The 21,162-nt window shown below is 35.9% G+C and carries 10 protein-coding genes, 4 tRNA genes and 2 pseudogenes; 4 read left to right on the top strand and 12 right to left on the bottom strand.

Features of this window, described 5'->3' with window-relative positions; genetic code table 11:
- The first annotated feature begins 38 nt into the window (after nucleotides 1-38).
- The 4 genes from lolA (at nucleotide 39) to CICURV3402_RS01020 (ending at nucleotide 5,880) form a co-directional block, all read left to right on the top strand.
- Entirely contained in the window at nucleotides 39-653 is a 615-nt protein-coding gene (gene lolA / locus CICURV3402_RS01035) for an outer membrane lipoprotein periplasmic chaperone LolA (RefSeq protein ID WP_158379498.1), read from the top strand.
- 163 nt (nucleotides 654-816) lie between these two features.
- Nucleotides 817-2,715, top strand: a complete 1,899-nt coding sequence (gene parE, locus CICURV3402_RS01030) for a DNA topoisomerase IV subunit B (protein ID WP_158379497.1) — start codon at nucleotides 817-819, stop codon at nucleotides 2,713-2,715.
- 130 nt (nucleotides 2,716-2,845) lie between these two features.
- Nucleotides 2,846-5,083, top strand: a complete 2,238-nt coding sequence (gene parC, locus CICURV3402_RS01025; protein WP_158379496.1) for a DNA topoisomerase IV subunit A — start codon at nucleotides 2,846-2,848, stop codon at nucleotides 5,081-5,083.
- 59 nt (nucleotides 5,084-5,142) lie between these two features.
- Nucleotides 5,143-5,880, top strand: a complete 738-nt coding sequence (locus CICURV3402_RS01020) for a 1-acylglycerol-3-phosphate O-acyltransferase (protein ID WP_158379495.1) — start codon at nucleotides 5,143-5,145, stop codon at nucleotides 5,878-5,880.
- Nucleotides 5,881-5,986: 106 nt separating this feature from the next.
- Here the strand turns inward: CICURV3402_RS01020 and pykF are convergent, their stop codons facing one another.
- The 12 genes and pseudogenes from pykF to CICURV3402_RS00960 form a co-directional block, all read right to left on the bottom strand.
- Nucleotides 5,987-7,399, bottom strand: coding sequence for a pyruvate kinase PykF (pykF, locus tag CICURV3402_RS01015; RefSeq protein WP_158379494.1), 1,413 nt, complete (start codon nucleotides 7,397-7,399; stop codon nucleotides 5,987-5,989).
- 478 nt (nucleotides 7,400-7,877) lie between these two features.
- Nucleotides 7,878-9,752, bottom strand: coding sequence for a peptidylprolyl isomerase (ppiD, locus tag CICURV3402_RS01010; protein WP_158379493.1), 1,875 nt, complete (start codon nucleotides 9,750-9,752; stop codon nucleotides 7,878-7,880).
- Between the two features lie 111 nt (nucleotides 9,753-9,863).
- Entirely contained in the window at nucleotides 9,864-12,269 is a 2,406-nt protein-coding gene (gene lon / locus CICURV3402_RS01005; RefSeq protein ID WP_158379492.1) for an endopeptidase La, read from the bottom strand.
- 284 nt (nucleotides 12,270-12,553) lie between these two features.
- Entirely contained in the window at nucleotides 12,554-13,822 is a 1,269-nt protein-coding gene (gene clpX, locus CICURV3402_RS01000; RefSeq protein ID WP_158379491.1) for an ATP-dependent protease ATP-binding subunit ClpX, read from the bottom strand.
- A gap of 72 nt (nucleotides 13,823-13,894) precedes the next feature.
- Entirely contained in the window at nucleotides 13,895-14,551 is a 657-nt protein-coding gene (gene clpP, locus CICURV3402_RS00995; protein ID WP_158379490.1) for an ATP-dependent Clp endopeptidase proteolytic subunit ClpP, read from the bottom strand.
- A gap of 147 nt (nucleotides 14,552-14,698) precedes the next feature.
- Complete coding sequence (gene tig / locus CICURV3402_RS00990) at nucleotides 14,699-16,021, bottom strand: trigger factor (RefSeq protein ID WP_158379489.1); 1,323 nt, start codon at nucleotides 16,019-16,021, stop codon at nucleotides 14,699-14,701.
- 697 nt (nucleotides 16,022-16,718) lie between these two features.
- Nucleotides 16,719-16,792: transfer RNA gene (locus tag CICURV3402_RS00985), tRNA-Gln, on the bottom strand.
- 71 nt (nucleotides 16,793-16,863) lie between these two features.
- Nucleotides 16,864-16,938 (bottom strand) — tRNA-Gln (locus CICURV3402_RS00980).
- 28 nt (nucleotides 16,939-16,966) lie between these two features.
- A tRNA-Leu gene (locus CICURV3402_RS00975) sits at nucleotides 16,967-17,051 on the bottom strand.
- Between the two features lie 2 nt (nucleotides 17,052-17,053).
- A tRNA-Met gene (locus CICURV3402_RS00970) sits at nucleotides 17,054-17,130 on the bottom strand.
- Between the two features lie 161 nt (nucleotides 17,131-17,291).
- Nucleotides 17,292-18,157, bottom strand: a pseudogene (gene prmA, locus CICURV3402_RS00965) (50S ribosomal protein L11 methyltransferase).
- A 23-nt stretch (nucleotides 18,158-18,180) separates the two neighbouring features.
- A pseudogene (locus tag CICURV3402_RS00960) lies at nucleotides 18,181-19,501 on the bottom strand (sodium:solute symporter family transporter).
- Nucleotides 19,502-21,162: the final 1,661 nt, after the last annotated feature.

Below are 21,162 nucleotides of genomic sequence, written 5' to 3'. Positions count from 1 at the left end.
TTTATCATGAAATAAAAATTTTTTAACAGGAATACGCAATGATCAAAAAAAAATGGCTATTCATTTTATCTTTATTTATCACGCTAGCAGCCCCTTTTATTTTCGCTGATCCCAAGAAAGACTTACAGAATCGTCTTAATGAATCCCAAAATTTTTATGCACACTTTTTACAAAAAGTGTTACGACTAGATGGTACTGTGATACAGAAAGCGCGAGGAGAATTATGGCTGAAACACCCTAATCTTTTTAATTGTCGCATTATCACGCCAGATGAAAGCCGCTTGATTTCTGACGGTAAAACGCTCTGGTTTTACAATCCGATGTTGGCACAGGTGACAGCAAACTGGTTAAAAAATGCAGTAGGTAATACCCCTTTTATATTAGTTGTTTATCATAATCTTAAAGATTGGGAAAAATATCAGGTAGAGCAGCAAGGGGATACTTTTCAACTCATTCCAAGAATTCAAACAGGCGATTTAAAACAGTTTTCGATAAACATTACACCAGAGGGGATATTCAATAGTTTCCGTGTGTTGGAAGAAAATCAAATCAACGAATATGTGTTTCAAAATCAAAGCAGAAAACCGATCGCTTTGTCAAAATTTACCTTCACAGTGCCTATGAATGTGACTCTAGACGATCAGCGTCAATAAAGGCAAGTAGATGCTTGAAAATAAAATCATAGGGATCAGGCTTGCAAAATTTTTTTGGACGTTCAGCATATTGATATGTTAAGAGCATGCTCTTTAAATATATCGAGCAAAAATGTGATTTTTATTATAAATAATAATCACTTTAAGTAAGTACCCATACACTATGACTATGAATCATTATAACGCCAGTTCCATCGAAGTGCTGACAGGCTTAGAGCCTGTCAGACGTCGCCCAGGTATGTATACCGAGACTACTCGCCCGAATTATTTGGCACAAGAAGTGATCGATAATAGTGTTGATGAAGCTCTAGAAGGGAAGGCGCACCGCATTGATGTCACTGTTTATCCTGATCATTCTCTTAAAGTCAGCGACAATGGCCGTGGTATGCCGGTCGATCTCCATCCCGAAGAGCAGGTTCCTGCCATTGAGTTAATCTTGTCTCGCCTGCATGCAGGGGGAAAATTTTCAAATAAAAATTATCACTTTTCAGGCGGCTTACATGGTGTCGGGCTGTCTGTTGTAAACGCTTTGTCTCTTCGACTTGAAGTGACTGTAAAACGCGGGGGACAAATTTATCGCATCGCCTTTGAGAAAGGGAATAAAACTGAGGATTTGAAAATCATAGGCACTTGTGCTCAACGGGATACTGGCACCTGTGTACACTTTTGGCCTGATACCTCCTTTTTTGATACCCCGCATTTTTCAATATCTCGGTTATCTCATTTATTGAAGGCTAAAGCGGTTTTGTGCCCCTCTCTTCAGATCGTTTTTAAAAATGAACTGAATAATACGGAGCAACGTTGGTGTTATGAGGACGGACTAAAACATTACTTAATAGAAACACTGGGAGCCAGCGTGACTCTACCTAAATTCCCTTTTTTAGGTAGTTTTTCAGAGGAAGATAAAGCGGTTGACTGGGCGTTATGCTGGCTCCCTGAAGGCGGCGGGGAGTTACTCACAGAAAGCTACGTGAATTTGATCCCCACGACGCAAGGCGGCACTCATGTGAATGGCTTGCGTCAGGGACTGCTGGATGCCTTACGTGAATTCTGTGAATTCCGACAACATTTGCCGAGGGGGGTGACTCTCTCTGGTGAGGATGTTTGGGCAAGGTGTGCTTATCTTTTATCCGTTAAAATGCAGGATCTTCGGTTTTCGGGTCAAACAAAAGAACGATTTTCTTCGAGGCAATGTGCCACTTTTGTGGCAATGGTGGTGAAAGATGCCTTTAGTTTATGGTTGAATCAAAATCTATTAGAAGCAGAGCAATTAGCCGAGATGGTCATCAACAATGCTCAGAAACGGTTGCGGGCTTCTAAAAAAGTCGTTCGTAAAAAATTAACTAGTGGCCCTGCTTTACCAGGAAAGCTAGCCGATTGTAGCTCACAGGATGTACAGAAAACCGAGCTCTTTTTGGTTGAAGGAGATTCCGCAGGGGGCTCGGCTAAGCAAGCCCGTGATCGACAATATCAGGCGATTATGCCGCTCAAAGGAAAAATATTGAACACTTGGGAAGTCTCGCCTGATGAAGTTTTATCTTCGAAAGAGATCCATGATATTTCGGTTGCTATAGGAATAGATCCAGCAACAGAAGATTTGAGTGCACTTCGTTATGGTAAAATTTGTATTTTAGCGGATGCAGATTCCGATGGCTTACACATTGCAACTTTGTTGTGTGCGCTATTTTTTCGGCATTTTCGATCTTTAGTAAAAGCCGGACATATTTATGTTGCCATGCCGCCTCTATATCGTATCGATCTCGGCAAAGAGGTATTTTATGCTTTGGACGAAGAGGAAAAAGAACGTATTTTACGTGATTTGAAGCAAAAACGCGGTAAACCGAATGTTCAGCGTTTTAAAGGTTTAGGCGAAATGAACCCAATGCAATTACGTGCAACAACCCTAGATCCCAATACGCGACGCTTAGTGCAGTTAATAGTAGAAAAAGATCAGATGAATTGCACTGTGGCTATCATAGATATGTTATTAGCAAAAAAACGCTCCGAAGATCGCAAAAATTGGCTGCAAGAGAAAGGCGATATCGCTGAAGTAGACTGCTAATAAATCATGCGCTGACTTTTTTAAAAGACTGGATACTTCATTATTCATTTTAAACTATTTTATAGCTAGCCGTTTTTTTAAGTCAAAAATATGATTTTAAATTTTTTAAAACCCCTAGGATTGTCGTGTTATGAATCAATTAACTCAGTATGCAGAAGAACGTTTGTCTCTTCATACCTTTACGGAAAATGCCTATTTAAATTATTCGATGTACGTCATTATGGATCGGGCACTACCATTTATTGGAGATGGTTTAAAACCCGTGCAGCGCCGTATTATCTATGCAATGTCCGAACTAGGTCTAAATAACGCCTCCAAATTTAAAAAATCAGCTCGTACTGTGGGTGATGTACTGGGTAAGTATCATCCCCATGGAGACAGGGCCTGTTATGAATCGATGGTGCTAATGGCACAACCTTTCTCTTATCGTTATCCCTTGGTCGATGGCCAAGGCAATTGGGGGGCGCCAGATGATCCTAAATCCTTTGCTGCTATGCGTTATACCGAGTCTCGTTTATCAAAATATGCAGATGTCCTGCTCAGAGAATTAGGGGAAGGGACGGTCGATTGGCAGGCAAATTTTGATGGAACTTTGCAAGAACCTAAGATGCTTCCTGCTCGTTTGCCCAATATTTTGCTGAATGGCACCACAGGGATTGCGGTCGGCATGGCAACAGATATCCCACCTCATAATATTAAAGAAATAGCATATGCACTGATCCAACTGATTGATCAACCTCAAACATCGCTCAAAGAACTGATGCGCTGGATACAAGGCCCTGATTTTCCGACTGAGGCTGAAATTATCTCGCCCAGAGAAGAAATAGAGCAGATATATCGCACGGGTCGAGGGTCTATACGAATGCGTGCTATTTGGGAAAAAGAAGAGGGGAATGCGGTGATAACGGCCTTACCGCATCAGGTCTCAGGTGCAAAAATATTGGAGCAAATTGCGCAACAAATGCGAGTAAAAAAATTGCCTATGCTGGAAGATTTACGAGATGAATCAGATCAAGAACATCCTACTCGGTTAATTATCATACTACGCCATCACGGTGTTCATTTAGAGGCCGTGATGAATCACCTCTTTGCTACCACAGATCTAGAAAAAAGTGTTCGTATTAATATGAATATGATTGGCCTGGATCAACGACCGTCGGTCAAAGGCTTGGTTTTGATTCTTACTGAATGGTTGACTTTTCGACGAGCCACTTTGCGTCGGCGGCTTCTCTTTAATCTCGATAAAATTTTAAAGCGTCTGCATGTCTTAAAAGGTTTATTAGTTGCTTTTTTGAATATCAACGAAGTAATTCATATTATTCGTACAGAAGATGAACAAAAATCTTTTTTAATAAGTCGTTTTAGGCTCTCGCTAATACAGGCCGACGCTATTTTAGAGCTTAAATTGCGCCACTTATCGAAATTAGAGGAAAGCAACATTCGAGCGGAACAAGACGCGTTAGAAAAAGAAAGCGGTACACTTCAAAGTGTGTTGGCTTCAAAAAAAAAACTTGATGACTTGATCAAAAAAGATATTCAGGATGATGCGTGTCTTTATAGTCAAAACCGGCGTTCTCCTTTGGTGCAACGCACTGCCAGTAAAGAGAGGAACGAAAATGAGGTCTTGCCTTCTGAACCTGTGACTGTAATCTTATCTAAGACGGGTCGGGTACGTTGTGCTAAAGGACATGAGATTGATCCCGTTAGATTAAATTATAAAAAGAGCGATGCCTTTTATGCTATGGCGAGAGGGAAAAGCCATCAATCCCTTGTATTGTTCGATTCCACGGGTCGAACTTATGCCTTGAATCCCATGAAACTACCTCATTCTCGTTATCAGGGTGAGCTGGTGATGAGAAAATTAACTCTACCTCAGGGTGCTGTAATTAAAGCACTCATGATGGCGGAACCGGAACAGAGTTATTTGATAGCTTCAGATGCGGGGTATGGTTTTATCTGTACCTTTGCGGATATGATTGCAAAAAATCGGGGGGGTAAAATACTCATGACCTTGCCAGAAGGTGCCCAGATATTGCCTCCATTACTTATCACTCATGTGCATGACTACCTGCTGAGTATCACGGCGTTAGGGCGGATGCTAACATTTTCTATAGCAGATTTACCGACTTTATCGAAAGGAAAAGGCAATAAGATTATATCTATTCTTTCGACAGATTGGCAAGCAGGTCTCGATCGAGTGATTCATTTGTTTATATTACCGCCAAACCAGTCAGTGACTCTATATGCAGGGAAACGCAAGTTACACTTGACACCACAACATTTACAAAAATTTTGTTCCACAAAAGGTAAAAGAGGCACATTGCTGCCACGTGGCTTTCAGCGAATCGATAAAATAGATATGATTTAAGTCTTATATCTTGAGTTTTTGTATAAAAATACTTCTCCAATTAAATTTAAAAGGTCATTATGTTATTTATTGTGCGAGCTATATTGGCCATTTTATATGGCCTTCTCGTCTGTATTTTAGGATCCATGTATTGTTTGTTGAGTCCCAGAAATCCTCGTCATGTGGCGCGATTCGCGCATTTAATCGCTCGAATGTCCATTTTGTGTGGCATTAAGGTTGAACAACGCCTTCCCCCTGAATATTCAAAATGTGGTCACTGTATTTATATCGCCAATCATCAAAATAATTACGACATGGTGACGACAGCAAAGGTAGTGTCACCTGGCGTCATTACCGTAGGCAAAAAAAGCTTAATCTGGATCCCTTTATTCGGGCCATTGTATTGGTTGACAGGTAATTTGCTGATTGATCGTGATAATCGCAAAAAAGCGCGAAGCATCATTTATCAAATTGTCAAATATATCAAAAAAAACTATATTTCGATTTTCATGTTTCCAGAAGGGACTCGTAGTAGAGGGCGAGGTTTACTCCCGTTTAAGCTAGGAGCTTTTCATGCTGCAATTGAGGCTGGGGTTCCTATTGTTCCTATTTGCGTCTCTAGCACTCATCATATCGATTTGAATCGTTGGTTCAATGGGTGGGTGATTATTGAGGCATTGCCCCCCATTGATACTCGTTTATATAAAAAAGAAAACGTTCGTGCGCTTTCAGATTATTGCTTTAATCAAATGAAAGAGAAAATAGAGGCATTAGATAAACAAGTGGCAGAACGTATGACAGAGTTATTGAAGAGATAAACTTAATAACAATTATATGAAATTTAAATTCAATGATGAACTTTCACATGAATCGCATTATTTTTATTAGCGTTAAATTCGCCTCTATTTTATATTAGAAAAAATTTTATAATACTTGAACAGAAACCGTGTTGGTTGTACCACTGGGTACGAGTGCTCCGGATACCATAACTACGATATCTCCTTTACAGGCTAATTTTTGTTCTAGTGCCTTTTGTTTACCGATATGATAAAAATCATCTGTAGAATTAATTTTTTTAACTAGAAAAGGAAATACACCTTTTGTTAAAATCAGCTGCCTTTCTGTCACTTCATTTGTTGTTAATGCCATTATCATCGCATGTGGAAAATATTTCCGAACTGATTTTGCGGATTTTCCACCACTAGTCGCCACAATAATCAAGTAAGCATTTAATTTTTCAGCAGTTTCTACAGCACTCCGACAAATCGCCTCTGTGATTCTGATTTCTTGATTTTCGTTCAAAAAATCAATCCGGCTTTGCATAACCAGATCGGTTCGTTTACAAATACTGGCCATAATTTTTACAGATTCTATCGGATATTTTCCTTTGGCACTTTCACCCGATAGCATTACCGCATCTGTTCCATCTACAATCGCATTCGCGACATCGCCTGCTTCAGCACGAGTGGGACGAGGATTTTTAATCATGGAATCAAGCATTTGAGTCGCCGTAATGACCACTTTTCGAGCCCGATTACATTTTTCAATCATCATCTTTTGTGCGAAGATCACTTCTTCGACGGGTATCTCAACACCTAAATCGCCACGAGCGACCATGATGCCATCAGAAACCGCCAAAATTTCATCGAAGTTATTGAGACCTTCTTCATTTTCAATTTTAGAAATGATTTGAATATCTTCTCCTTTATGTTTATTTAAGAATTCGCGTATTTCTAGTACATCAAACGCTTTTCGAACAAAAGAAGCGGCGACGAAATCAACAGAATGTTGACAACCAAATATTAAATCTTCTTTATCTTTTTCAGTTAGTGCATTTAATTTAATAGAAATTCCAGGTAAATTTACTCCTTTGTTTTCGCCTAAATCCCCATTATTTTGTACCTTACAGATCACGGCATTTTTTTTGGTCTCTATTACCTCCATCGAGAGCAACCCATCATCAACTAACACGGTATCGCCGGCTTTTAAATCATTTGAAAATCCAGGGTAAGTAACCGCCACAGTATAAGCATCACCGATGATATTTTGATTGGTCGTAAACGTGAAAGTTTGACCTATAGATAACGAAACTTCTTTTCCTCCCTTCAGTTCTTTTGTGCGAATTTCAGGGCCTTTAGTATCCAGTAAAATCGCCGCTTTTTGATTTGTCTTTTTAAGAACGGTTCGCAAATTTTTAATACGTTGTAGGTGCTCATTGTGGTCACCATGCGAAAAATTCAGGCGCATGACGTTCATACCTGCATTAAGTAATTGAACTAACATCTCTTCTGATTCGCTGCTAGGACCGATAGTGCAAACAATTTTAGTTTTTTTCATAAAATTTTCTTATGTAATAAAGAAGGTCTATTAGTTAAATCATCGCAAAATACCCGGATGATATTTTTAAATAGCGCTTTGCTCAGGAAAATAGTAATCACATTATACGAAGCATACTATGAAAAGGAAGATAAAAATTGAAAGTACCGTGAGAGGAAAATCGAAAAAATGGACTGGGTTCAATTATTCTAAAAATTTTTTAAATCTGATTTAGTATACATCACCACTTGATCGTAATAATAAGTCAAATTAGGTAATACCCTAACCGTCCACGATGAACTGATTGTTACAAGTAATAAAAATACGAGCCGTAGTTTTTTGTCTTTTTTTATATCGTATATTCCATGTTGTTAAAAGAAATTTAACTTTGCTGGATGCTTGTTTTACAACAATCAGTTGATTCAAAATATGAGAGAAATTGTGAAAACTATTTTTCTTAGTTACAAATATTTGCAATATAATGCGATATTAATCGCAATTATTGGTCATCGAAAGACCGTATTTGAATGTCTGCCTCTCTACGTAAATTTTTTACTAAGGCCTCTATGTTAGCTATATTATAGCTAGCTTTTATGTTGCTTATAAAATTTTGTTTTTCACTCGACGTTAATTCCCCTTCCGTGACAGATAAAAACTCAATTAATACACCATTATTATGTTGATCGAAGCTAAAACCATATACGGGTTTGTTTTTTGTTGGCAAGTTTAATGCAAAAATAGATTCAATAAGTGCATTATGATCTGAATTATAAGAAAGTGATTTTTCTTCACTAAAACTTAAGCCTGCTGATTTCATCTCTGACTTTCCTTTACCTTCTTTTAAAGCCGTTAAAAATTTTTCACCTTCAATTAGAATTTGTTTTTGTGCTTTTTGAGCTCGGATCTGTTTTTGCACTTTATCTCGGACTTTTTCTAAATGTTCAATACGTTTAGGTTTATGTTCATCAACACGAATGATTACCGCTCGATTACCATCAAGATTAATTATTTCAGCATCACCAGCAGTCTGAGTTTTTTTAGCAACCCAATCACTATCAAAAATTGCTTTTATAACTGGTTGAATATTAAGTTCAGATGGAACATCATTACGGCCAAAAAAAGCGGTATGCTGCGCTTTTAACCCAGAGACCGCCTCTACAGAGGCTAATGATTTATGTTCGTTGAACATCTTTTCAGTGATTTTTTGCAAAACATAATATGCTCGTATGGCTTTTTCTTGTTTAATCTTTTTAATCAATTGATTACGAACAATAGATAAAGGTTTAACATAAGAAGGTTTTATATCGTTTAAACGAAAGATAAAATAACCAGTAGAGGATTCGATGACATCAGAAAGTTGTCCTTTTTCTGTTAAATGAGCCTGTTTAATTTCGTCAACAGTAGTATCTGGTTCGAGCCAGCCTAATTGCCCCCCTTGTTTGCGTGAAAGACTGTCTATTGATTTATTTTTAGCTAGGTCAGAAAAAATCGCTCCTTTTTTTAATTGATCTAAAGTGGTGTAAGCCTCTTTTTTTGTTTTAAGTTGAATAACACTATAATTTTTAAGATTGGGTTGAATGAATTCTGCTGAATGTTGCTCATAAAAGTTTTTTATTTCTAATTTATTGACGGTTATTTTATTTTCCATACTTTCAGCATCCATAATAATAAAGCTGACTTTGATTTGCTCCGGATTAGTAAAAGTATTTTTGTTTTTATCGTAATAATCTTTTATCTCCTCATCTGTCACTTGTTGGCGATTTTGAAATGTATTGAGATTTAAGGTAGCCATTCTCACGTGACGTTTTTGTAAAAGTAAAGCTGAGATTCTTTTGATTTCATTGGGTAAAACAAACTCGCTGTTTCCAAATACCTGTAGTAACTGGTCGTTAATAAGTTGTTGGCGCTGTAATTCAGCGAATTCATCAGGGGTATATCCCATATTATTAATTAAATTGAGATATTTTTTATTATCAAATTGATTTTCTGTTTGAAAATAAGAGATTTTTCTAATCGTGTCTTTGACATGCTCATCATCGATCTTTAAACCAAGATGGTGAGTGTATTGAACAATCAAAATATGATTAATTAATTGATCAATCACCTTTTTACGTAGTTGTCTCATATAGTCTTTATTGTCAGCCAAGACTAAAAAATGTTCTCCTAACTGTTGTTGTAAGCTCTGACGTTCGTTTTGTAGAGCCTGTTCTAATTGTGTCAGACTTATTTTTTCACCATTTACTTTAGCAACATAATCAGTCGTTTTCCCTATGAAGTAACTACCCAAACCACCTGTAATGAAAGATAACACGATAAAAAATAATATAATTTTTAAGGTAAGGTTTTTAGTAGACGTTTGAAAAGATTCCATCATATGGATGCCACCCACTGTAAAATAAAAAAATCGCCGGAACGGTCAAAAATATGACTTCCCAACGTGGAGCGAATGTGACTGACGTATCTACTCTTGTTGTGATTTTAAATTTCATGCTTTATATGCAGATTTAGTTTTTAAAACTTTAGTTTTATTAACTGTTACTTCACTCGAAGTAGAAGAAGCAGAAAAAGGTGCCTTTTGCAAAGCTAATGTTAAAACATCATTAATAGATTTGACAGGATGAATTTCAAGATCAGAAATGATGTTTTCAGGTATTTCTTCTAAATCACGTTTATTTTCATCGGGGATTAAAACGATTTTAATATTGCCTCTGTGAGCCGCCAGTAATTTTTCTTTTAAGCCACCAATAGGTAATATTAAACCACGTAAAGTAATTTCACCTGTCATAGCAACATTCGCTTTTATAGGGTTACCAGTTAAACAAGAGACTAAAGCAGTACAGGTTGCAATACCCGCGCTGGGACCATCTTTTGGAGTAGCTCCTTCTGGTACATGTACGTGAAGGTCGCGATTTTCATGAAAATCGCTTGCAATACCGAGTTTTCCGGCAAGAGAGCGTACGACAGTTAAAGCAGCTTGAATAGATTCTTGCATCACTTTACCGAGGGATCCGGTATAAAGCAGTTTACCCCTTCCTGGAAGAGAAGCGGCCTCTATTGTCAGTAAGTCGCCACCTACCTCTGTCCAAGCTAATCCTGTGACTTGACCGATTCTGTTTTCTGAATCAGCACGACCATAATCAAACCGTTGAACACCAAGAAAATCTTTTAAATTATTTTTATTAATATCAATGTGCTTTATTTTTTTTTGCATTAATAAAATTTTTACGGCCTTTCGACAAATTTTAGATATTTCACGCTCTAAATTTCGTACACCTGCTTCCCTCGTGTAATAACGAATGATGCCGAGAATTGCGCCATCTTCAATGTTGAGCTCATTTTTTTTAATAGCATTACGCTCAAATTGTTTTGATAATAAATGCTGTTTTGCAATATTGAATTTTTCGTCTTCTGTATAACCTGAAAGGCGAATGACTTCCATACGATCTAGTAGTGGTGAAGGGATATTTAATGAATTAGATGTGGCGACAAACATAACATCAGAAAGATCATAATCTACTTCTAGATAATGATCATTAAAAGCAACGTTTTGCTCTGAATCTAGTACTTCCAATAGCGCAGAGGCAGGATCTCCACGCATATCTGTCTCCATTTTATCAATTTCATCTAATAAAAACAGGGGATTTTTTACTTTTACTTTTGCCATTTTTTGAATCAGTTTACCTGGCATAGAACCAATATAAGTGCGCCTATGTCCTCGTATTTCAGCTTCATCGCGTACTCCTCCAAGTGCCATTCGAACATATTCACGGCCCGTTGCATGAGCAATAGATCGGCCCAATGAAGTTTTGCCGACTCCAGGAGGACCCACTAAACATAGAATGGGGCCTTTAATTTTACTGATTCTACTTTGTACCGCAAGATACTCAAGAATGCGGTCTTTAACTCTTTTTAAACCATAATGTTCGGTATCTAGCACTGCCTGTGCCTTTATTAAATCTTTTTTAACTTTGTTGCGGTTGTGCCAAGGAACTTGTAGCATCCAATCAATGTAACCACGTACAACGGTGGCTTCCGAAGACATAGGAGGCATCATTTTTAATTTTTTCAGTTCAGATTCTGTTTTTTCACGTGCTTCTTTGGGAATTTTTGCGGCTTCAATTTTACGTTTTAGCATCTCATATTCGTCAGGAATATTGTCCATTTCGCCTATTTCTTTCTGAATGGCTTTCATTTGTTCATTTAGATAATATTCGCGCTGGCTTTTTTCCATCTGTTTTTTTACACGCCCACGAATGCGTTTTTCTATCTGTAATAAATCTATTTCTGATGCCATGATATTCATCAGCTGTGTAAAACGCTCAGTGAGATCTGGAATTTCTAAAATATTTTGTTTCTCATTTAATTTTGATGCAATATGAGCGGCAATCATGTCTGAGAGACGTTCCGCATCATTAATAAGGCTTAAAGAAGTCAATACTTCGGATGGAATTTTTTTATTTAATTTAACGTACACCTCAAATTGACTTATCAGAGCTCGTACGGATACTTCCTGCTCAATCTTTTCTATGACTTTTGGATTAATGTATTCAAATTCAGCTGAGAAGTAACCTGAATCCTCACATAAAGCTGTTATACGTGCACGCTTGAGTCCTTCTACTAAAATTTTTACTGTGCCATCAGGCAACTTCAGTATTTGCAAAATGGAAGCCACAGTGCCTACAGAAAATAAATCATCCATGCAAGGTTCATCAGCAGCTGCTTCTTTTTGAGCGACAAGCAACAATTTTTTACCATAATCCATTCCTGCTTTTAGGCATCGTATGGATTTTTCTCGACCAATAAATAATGGGATCACCATGTGAGGAAAAACAACAACATCACGCAGTGGTAAGACGGGAATTTGTACGCGTTCAGCACGCTTAAGGTTCATGAAGGTCTCTCTATAGTTTTATCTTTGTTTAATTAGACCTTTTTAAAAGCCTACTAGATTGTGATTTATTAGGTGCTCGTTTTTTATACACTAAAGTCTTCTGAGCATTTCCTTCATTGACTTCTATGAGCACAAGCCGGCCGGACGCTCCTTCGTTTTGAATTCACAGTCATCACTACGGTTTTAAAAAAGTCTATGACTGAAAGCAGGGCTTTTATTTTTAGCAGTGATAATCCATTTTGCATTTTTTATGAAACTTGAAAAATAATTTCGATATATTTTCGTTAATTATTTTTTTTTGAAATTTGTGTCTCATTTTGCTCGAAAATCATTAAGGGAACGGACTGGCCAATAATCACAGATTCATTGACCACTACTTTAGAAACATTTTCTGTGGATGGTAAATCATACATGGTATCCAACAAAGTGTTTTCAACAATAGATCTTAAACCACGAGCCCCTGTTTTGCGAACCATGGATTTTTTGGCAATTGCCTTTAAAGCATTCTCATGAAATTCAAGCTCAACCCCCTCAAGGTGAAACAAAGCCTGATATTGTTTTGTCAGTGCATTTTTAGGCGCTTTCAAAATTTGGATTAAAGCCTCTTCATTTAGTTGATCTAATACAGCAATAACAGGTAATCGCCCTATAAACTCAGGGATTAAGCCAAATTTTACTAAGTCTTCGGTCTGAACCTGAGACAAGATTTTATCTTCATTTATTTTTTCACAGGCCCCTTTAACTGTAGCGTTAAAACCAATGCCAGTACCTGTATTGAGCCGCTGTTCAATTACCTTGCTAAGATCGGCAAAGGCGCCTCCACATATAAATAAAATTTTTGAAGTGTCAACCTGTAAGAATTCTTGCTGCGGATGCTTACGGCCACCTTGAGGAGGTACAGATGCGATTGTTCCTTCAATGAGTTTCAGTAATGCCTGTTGTACTCCTTCACCTGATACGTCTCGAGTAATTGAAGGATTATCTGATTTACGTGAAATTTTATCTATTTCATCAATATATATGATACCCAGCTGTGCTTTTTGAACATCGTAGTTACATTTTTGTAGCAGTTTTTGAATAATATTTTCAACATCTTCTCCTACATAACCTGCTTCTGTTAAAACTGTGGCATCTGCAATCGTAAAGGGAACGTTAAGGAAACGTGCTAAGGTTTCTGCTAATAAGGTTTTACCGCTTCCCGTTGGACCAATCAGTAAAATGTTACTTTTACCTAGTTCAACACCATCAGGGATAGAGTGACTTAACCTTTTATAATGATTGTAGACAGCCACTGATAACACTTTTTTTGCAGCTTCTTGACCAATAACGTAGTCATCTAAATGGGCACGTATTTGATGAGGTGTGGGTAAAGCCTCTGATTCTGTAGTAGAAACTTCTTTCATTTCTTGACGAATAATGTTGTTACATAAATCAATACATTCGTCACAAACATAAACTGCAGGGCCTGCAATTAATTTGTGCACTTCATGCTGGTTTTTCCCGCAAAAAGAGCAATAAATCAGCTTTCCAGAACTTTTGCGCTTACTCATTATCAGTAAACCTCTTTTGTCATATTATTCATTCAAAAATTTCAGTGATAGAATGATTATTCTCTATGTTTATATTCATATAGAATATTTTTTACTAAAATTTTTAACATCCTTGCGTTCAGTTAATACACAGTCCACCAGTCCATATTTTTTCGCTTCTTCAGCAGATAAAAAGTGATCACGTTCTGTATCCTTTTCTATTATCTTTAATGTTTTTTTGGTATGTATTGCCATTAAGTCATTCATACGTTTTTTTACTTTTAATATTTCTTTTGCATGAATTTCAATATCACTGGCTTGGCCTTGAAATTTACCTAGTGGCTGATGAATCATTACTCTGGCATTAGGTAAGCAATAACGTTTACCTTTTGCGCCAGAGGCTAATAAAAAGGCCCCCATTGAGCATGCCTGCCCTATACAGATCGTGCTGACATCAGGTGTTATAAATTGCATGGTGTCATAAATAGACATCCCTGCTGTAATCACTCCCCCTGGAGAATTAATGTATAAATAAATATCTTTTTCAGGATTTTCTGCTTCTAAGAATAAGATCTGCGCCACAATCAGATTCGCCATATGCTCTTCTACTTGCCCTGTTAAAAAAATAACACGCTCTTTTAGCATACGGGAATAGATATCGTACGCCCGTTCTCCACGCGAAGTTTGTTCTACCACTATAGGCACCAAAGCCATACTGGGTAAGCGTGTATTTTGTTCCTCAAAAGATGACATATCCTCTCCTAAAAATTAGTGTTTTGCGGCGTAATTTTAGTTCAGAATTAACTTCTTGGTATAGTCTGGCTTGATTTCTTATATTCAAAAAGAATAATTTTTTCTCTAAAACATCGAAGACGCTAAGGCGAGTCAGTCGAGACTGACTCAATCGTTAGCCGTATCAGTCTCATGGATTTGCTTCATAAACTCACTAAATGAGATTAGTTTTTCCGTGATTTTAGCTTTTTTTAAAAGCACTTGAATGGCTTCTTCTTCCAAGGCAAGATTGCATATATTATTCATTAACTTTTTATTATTTTTATAAAATTCCATTGTTTCCTTAGGGTTTTTATAAGCCTCGGCGATTTCTTCAAGAAAAACTTGGACCTTATTTTCATCAACCGTTAACTTGTTTTGATCGATGACTTCAGTTAATAACAGTCTTGCAAGCACCAGACTTTCTGCCTTTTTAGCAAATACAGAGTGAGGAAGCTCTTTTATGATGTCTTTTGTATCGCGATAAGATGCAGCTTTTGTGCGTAAGGCATCAATTTCTTCTTCTATTAAAGAAAGAGGTACTTTTGTTTTATTTAAACTGCATAAGCTTGTAATAGTTTGTTCTTTAATTCTTTTGCGAATGGATTTTGTGAGTTCTCTTTGCATGTTTTTACGTATTTCAGCACGTAAAGCCTCTATGGAGGATTCCTCAGGTAAATCAAAATTTTTGATAAATTCTTCATTAATTTCAGGTAATTGAAATTTTTCGATTTTTTTTAGATGAATTAAAAATTCGCTTTCTTTTCCTTTTAAAGGATCACTGTGATACTCATCAGGGAAAGTTAATGTGATATTAAATTCTTCGCTCATTTTATGACCTACAATACCATCTTCAAAACCCGGGAACAGATTTCCTTCACCGAGGTTCATGACAAAGTCAGAAGCAGTACCGCCTTCAAATTTTTCTCCGTCAATAGAGCCAGTAAAGTCAAAGGTCACGCGATCTCCAATTTCAGCAGGGAGATCCGGGATTTCTTGCCAAGTTTTTTTTTGGTGGCGTAATTTTTCTAACATGTTATCAATATCATCATCGGTGAGTGACACTATAGGTTTTTCTACTTCAATTAATTCTAAAGATTTAAGTTTGATCACTGGATACACTTCAAATTCCACTGAATAAGTGTAATTTTCATTTTTTATATATTTTCCTGGTAAATATTGAGGTCTGCAAGCGAGGATAAGCTTTTCTTGAAGAATGATTTTTGAAAAATGATCTTGCATAAAATCGATCAAAATATCTTGTTGAATAGATTCACCATAACGTTGTTCAATCAAGTTGATAGGGACCTTTCCTTTACGAAAGCCGTCCATTTTTGCTGTTTTAGCCATTTGAACTACCTTATCTTTAATGGCTTTTTCGATATCATCAGAAAATAATGTGATTATTGCTCGTTTTTTAAGATCTTCTGTTGTTTCAACCAAAAATTGCATTTTTTACCTCAATACAGATTTTTTAAAATTTTCTCTCAGGTCAACGTATAAACAAGGCAATATGTTCATCAAGCAGTTGAGACTGAAAACACTAATACAAGATTTTATTAATTAAACTCATTTATTTTTCTGTGTACATACATAAATCATAAAGATTACGAATGAAACCGGTCATATGCTCTATGATATATAGAAAAAGATAACACAAGGGATTTTTAGACCCGCTAATTTTGTCACGATTCATTATAACGATGTACAGGTCCTCAGTCGAGGGAAGCGCCTATTCACTCAGAACGATTTGATTTGAAAAAACTTCACATACAGATAACGCATTGATTTATTGAATTTTTTATTTATCAAGTTTTTTGAAATGTCTTCAGTGAGACCTCTTTTACAACATTTTATCCATGTGAGCGAGTAGGCACGAGTCAACAGAATTTCATTTAATAGCCTTGTGGCACTTTAACGATAACCATTCGTGGCACTAAAAATTGAAGTGGCTAGAGCATTGAAAAAGTTAAACATTCGTTTTTAAAAAATACTGAATTGACCGTATGGCATTTTTTTATAATGCTTGTGAGTAAAGCATTTTACGCGCTAAAGCTTGAAGGGTTCGGCCATGAATGTATTTTAAAGTGTCCAAGGTCTCTGCTCTATAAAGGGAAAGCATGGGAATCAGATAAACGATTGATTATGATGGCTGGGGTACCAGGATTCGAACCTGGGAATGCCGGGATCAAAACCCGGTGCCTACCACTTGGCTATGCCCTAAACGTATACCCTAATAAAATAACAGCGTGTCGTCATGAGGGATTTTTTAAAATAAGGATGGTGCAAAAATATGGCTGGGGTACCAGGATTCGAACCTGGGAATGCCGGGATCAAAACCCGGTGCCTTACCACTTGGCTATACCCCATTTGCTTTTATCATCGGCGGTTTAAAAGTGGTGCGGGAGGCGAGACTTGAACTCGCACACCTTAAGGCGCTAGAACCTAAATCTAGTGCGTCTACCAATTTCGCCACTCCCGCAATGGTGGCTACGACGGGATTCGAACCTGTGACCCCAGCATTATGAGTGCTGTGCTCTAACCAGCTGAGCTACGTAGCCATCTTTTATGCTCTTTATGATTATAGACCTTCATTAAGCGTTTCGGGGCGCATTATGCGTATATGCAAAATGAGCGTCAACTCATTTTAAAAAAAATCAGTATTTATCACAGAGTTTGATTCAATATCAAACAATCAGAGATTCCTCATTCTTTCAGAAATTTATATTCCATCATTTTTATTTTTACGGACGTGATACGGCAGCACTCTTCTTTTTCAGCAGTAGAATAAACGCAAAGTCGCGTTAATATGTCTGAAAAACTTTATCATAATTGAGTTTTCAAAATACTAGAAATGCTTAAATACTCATCAGGCTTAACTAAATCGGCAATTGCGGCTGCTAATTCACACAAAGGGGCGGATAAATATTAGCAATAACCACATATATTTGAAGATTTTTCGGTTCTTGTCCAGATAAATAGAGCACCAGATGCTACGTAACTCTGTTACGTTGTTCGTTATCCCGACTTGCTTCAAGCGCTTGAGGATCTATGTCAAGCCCAATCGTTTGGTTCGCCCCTAATTTTAGCGTTGCTATGGCCAAAATGCCTGAGCCACACATAAAATCAATTAAGATTTAATTTTATAAATCAAGGCTATAAAGCTATTCTAAACAAAGCGCCCTGGTCGGGTGTGCTCATGTGCTAAATACCAATGCGGGATCTAGTATGACATTAACTGCACTCGAATCTATCCCACTTGCATACTCTGATAAACCCAAAGATGCTGCCTAAAACGCATAAGATAAAAATGAATCATCCATTCTTGCTACCACTGTTTATCTTTCAAATATTCAATTTTATAAATAAAATAATGCCCGGGTTCATACATGAATTTTATTTTATTGATGGCTGCGTCGATTTTCGTTTGATGTTCATATAAATTAGTATGCGCTTCATATAAACCTACGATTTCAATGTCATTCCAAAATTCTAATTCGCCTTAAAAAAATTAAAAACAGGCCGATCCCCTGGGTCTTGAAAAGTGACAGAGATAGCGCCGGTTTCTAACAATAGCGTTTCTAACAGGTTGGCATGCTATTTTGATGTGATTATTTTGATTTGTATTCTAAGGTATGTTTTATCTCTATGAAGTGTGAGAGTTTTTTATTGCCCCAGATATTGCCCATCAAAAAAGCTAAAAGGTTTAAAATGCATGTTGGCGTAATTAGGATAGAATCCTTAAAATTGAATTTTAAATATCGTCAATAAAATATAACAAATGTCACCCACTATCATTGGGCTGATGTCTCCATAGGCACTAGCGGCCAGTATAATCCAAGTACAAAACGCCACAAAAAACGGAGTCTATTTCCCAAAATAGCCAATAAATTAAGATATGAGAATATCGCTGGTGGTGGCCACGCTGTTAGTATGAGTAAAAGATCGAAACACAAAGTGATTCACTTTGAAATTTATTTCATTTTTGATCTATTTGGGCTTGAGGTTCAGATACATGTCCTTGACCAAGGTAGCGGAGGATTGCAATAGCTGTGCATTCACAGTCGACATAATAGCCGCCATTGGTGCGGTAAGAAAAAGAACGGCTGCAAAAGGTAAGAACACCCGAATCATCAGTTTTAGGATTAACTCATCAGGAACACTTAAAGAGGGTAAAGTAGTGCGCCATAAAGCCCTCGATAAATACATAGTAACCATCATGATGCCCACCAAAAATGGCATATTCAGTATTTGATCTTAGCTCGGAGGTGTGATCAACGCAGGACAAAGTGAAAGAAGGTATCTACTGCTTTTGCTAACCCTCCGGCGTTATATACTTCCGCCATTAAAAGAAAATAATGCCCGATAGCATATACCCTGTAAGCTGTCATCGAGTATGCTGCTGCAAAAAACAGCCAAAAGTGTTATATAGAGTTGACACTGATAGCGAATACCAATAATCCGACATGATAGGGAATGTCAGTAGTCGCTTCTAGCAGCCGAGCGCCTCTCACAAATTAAACTGTCATGTCTTCCATAAATGTCAATAACTCTCCCTAGTCAGACAGATTAAAGCCAGCTTTTATAACTGGTATACAGCACATCATTTAAAGTGGCAGCGTTATAACTCCGCGCCAAAATAGCAAATTTTCCTAATATGCCCAAATAAACATCATATTGTAGGGAGCTAGATAATGGCGAATAAAACCAAACCCATATTGATAAGCCGCTCCAGGACCGCCGATAAAAGAACTTGCACTAAAATATAAGTGCTGCTCAAAGTCATGGCTAATACGAAGCCCACATGGGGTGCTTGCCAATAAAATATTGCTTCAGGAAATGTTTATATTTTTGATTTCTGACACTATAAAAAGATAAACAAAAAAGGATAAATAAATACGCTATTAGAGGCAAAATCATATCAATATTCATCAATCTTGATCCTTAAGCTTTTTAAGCGGTATATCAGATAAAATCAGTGTAACCATTAAGATGCAAAGCTAGATAAAGACTAAAGGGAGAGCAATACGCCTACTTCAAACTATATGGGTAACCCCGTTATGCTATCAATATGACCCATTAAATACACCCCATATTCAGCGTGATCAGAAAAATAAAAAAGGATCCACCAACAAGAAAAGTAATTAAGGGTAATACAAATAACCATCGTGCTTCTTTGTTTGCCTGTATAAATCGTTTTTTATAAATTGTCGGTGATTTGTTTTTAAATGTAGCTAAAACACACTTAAGTTAATGGTTTAAAACCATTAAATTATTTAAGATTTTACGTATTTATTATAAAATTATTAAATATACTATACGATTAAAGTGATTAATATTAAGCCATAATGTTATGGCGTCTGTACTGAAGTAAGCAATAATAATTGCCTAAAGAAAGTAAATTCATTTTCAATCTCATGGAATAAATTGGATAAAAATAAACGTATTTTTCTATTTTTTGATAAAACTACTGTCTTATTTTTAATTTCTATAAATTGTAATCAATTTTAAAAGCTGTTTTAAATAGTACTTTATGATAATCACTTTATTAAAAAATAACTTCATGATAAAAATGTTTAAATCAATATCTAATACTATAATTAATAAATTAATAAATGCTGCAAATACAACGGATGCGTTCTGAGCTTATTATGTATCAAGGATTCAAAATATAAAAAAGATATACTATGAATACGAGTTCAGATGAAGTTGATAAAGATCAAATAAATTTTGAATATTTTAAATAAATTTTAAGGGGAGACTCATGTAAATAAAAAGAAATAAATCTAATTTATAATAAAATTTATACATCATAAAATGATTTAAACGTATTAAAATAATTAATTGAGCTAAAAATAATTTGTTTGAGTCAATTAAAAATTTGAATAAAATAGAGAAATTTTCTACAGTAAAAATTTGTGATTATTATGAAGATTTTTCAATATATTTTATGATAATTGTTCTATAAAAATAATTCCGATAAAAATAAAAGGAGAACATGAAGATCATAACAGATTAATTAAAGAAAATTTCTACATAGAGTCTAATTGTCAAAAAGAAAAAATTCGGATTAAAGTACAAATGAAGGATTAATTTGAGGAAACAAAAAATTAAAAATGCATTTCCACGTATTTACGATTTAATAAATAGTATTATTTTTATGAAATGACACTACAGATTTATTTAGAAATATAGAAAAAATATAAAAACATTTTTAAAATCTTTGATAGATATTAAAAATATTCTTACTCATTTAAATATGTTTACTAAAAAATTAACATATGTAATGATTTAATATTTTAAAAATAATTTAAATAAAATAACATGTAAATTACAGGTTCTTGATAGTCCTGTTTTTATTAAAGACACTCTTTTATAAAAAGAGATTAATGATATTCAAAATTATATAAATGAGTGTAATGCTTTAAAACAGCTGATAAAGAGCCTATTAAAACATTGATAAATCGTATCATTTATATTTTAAGAAATTTAAAAATGATTGATTTAACTATTTTCCAGGGTTTTTAAAATACTTTATTCGAATATTAACCGCTTTCTGTGATATTAAAACCCAATTTAATCAATGCATATAT

It is taken from the genome of Candidatus Williamhamiltonella defendens, from assembly GCF_900699045.1.
In the GTDB taxonomy this organism is placed as follows: domain Bacteria; phylum Pseudomonadota; class Gammaproteobacteria; order Enterobacterales; family Enterobacteriaceae; genus Hamiltonella; species Hamiltonella defensa_A.
The sequence above is the reverse complement of the archived record's forward strand: the minus strand, read 5'-3'. Positions and strand labels throughout refer to the sequence as shown.

Excerpts from the sequence above, each read along its gene's own strand:
- lolA (WP_158379498.1), top strand. The coding sequence starts at position 39 with ATGATCAAAAAAAAATGGCTATTCATTTTATCTTTATTTATCACGCTA.
- parE (WP_158379497.1), top strand. The coding sequence starts at position 817 with ATGACTATGAATCATTATAACGCCAGTTCCATCGAAGTGCTGACAGGC.
- parC (WP_158379496.1), top strand. The coding sequence starts at position 2,846 with ATGAATCAATTAACTCAGTATGCAGAAGAACGTTTGTCTCTTCATACC.
- CICURV3402_RS01020 (WP_158379495.1), top strand. The coding sequence starts at position 5,143 with ATGTTATTTATTGTGCGAGCTATATTGGCCATTTTATATGGCCTTCTC.
- pykF (WP_158379494.1), bottom strand. The coding sequence starts at position 7,399 with ATGAAAAAAACTAAAATTGTTTGCACTATCGGTCCTAGCAGCGAATCA.
- ppiD (WP_158379493.1), bottom strand. The coding sequence starts at position 9,752 with ATGATGGAATCTTTTCAAACGTCTACTAAAAACCTTACCTTAAAAATT.
- lon (WP_158379492.1), bottom strand. The coding sequence starts at position 12,269 with ATGAACCTTAAGCGTGCTGAACGCGTACAAATTCCCGTCTTACCACTG.
- clpP (WP_158379490.1), bottom strand. The coding sequence starts at position 14,551 with ATGTCATCTTTTGAGGAACAAAATACACGCTTACCCAGTATGGCTTTG.
- tig (WP_158379489.1), bottom strand. The coding sequence starts at position 16,021 with ATGCAATTTTTGGTTGAAACAACAGAAGATCTTAAAAAACGAGCAATA.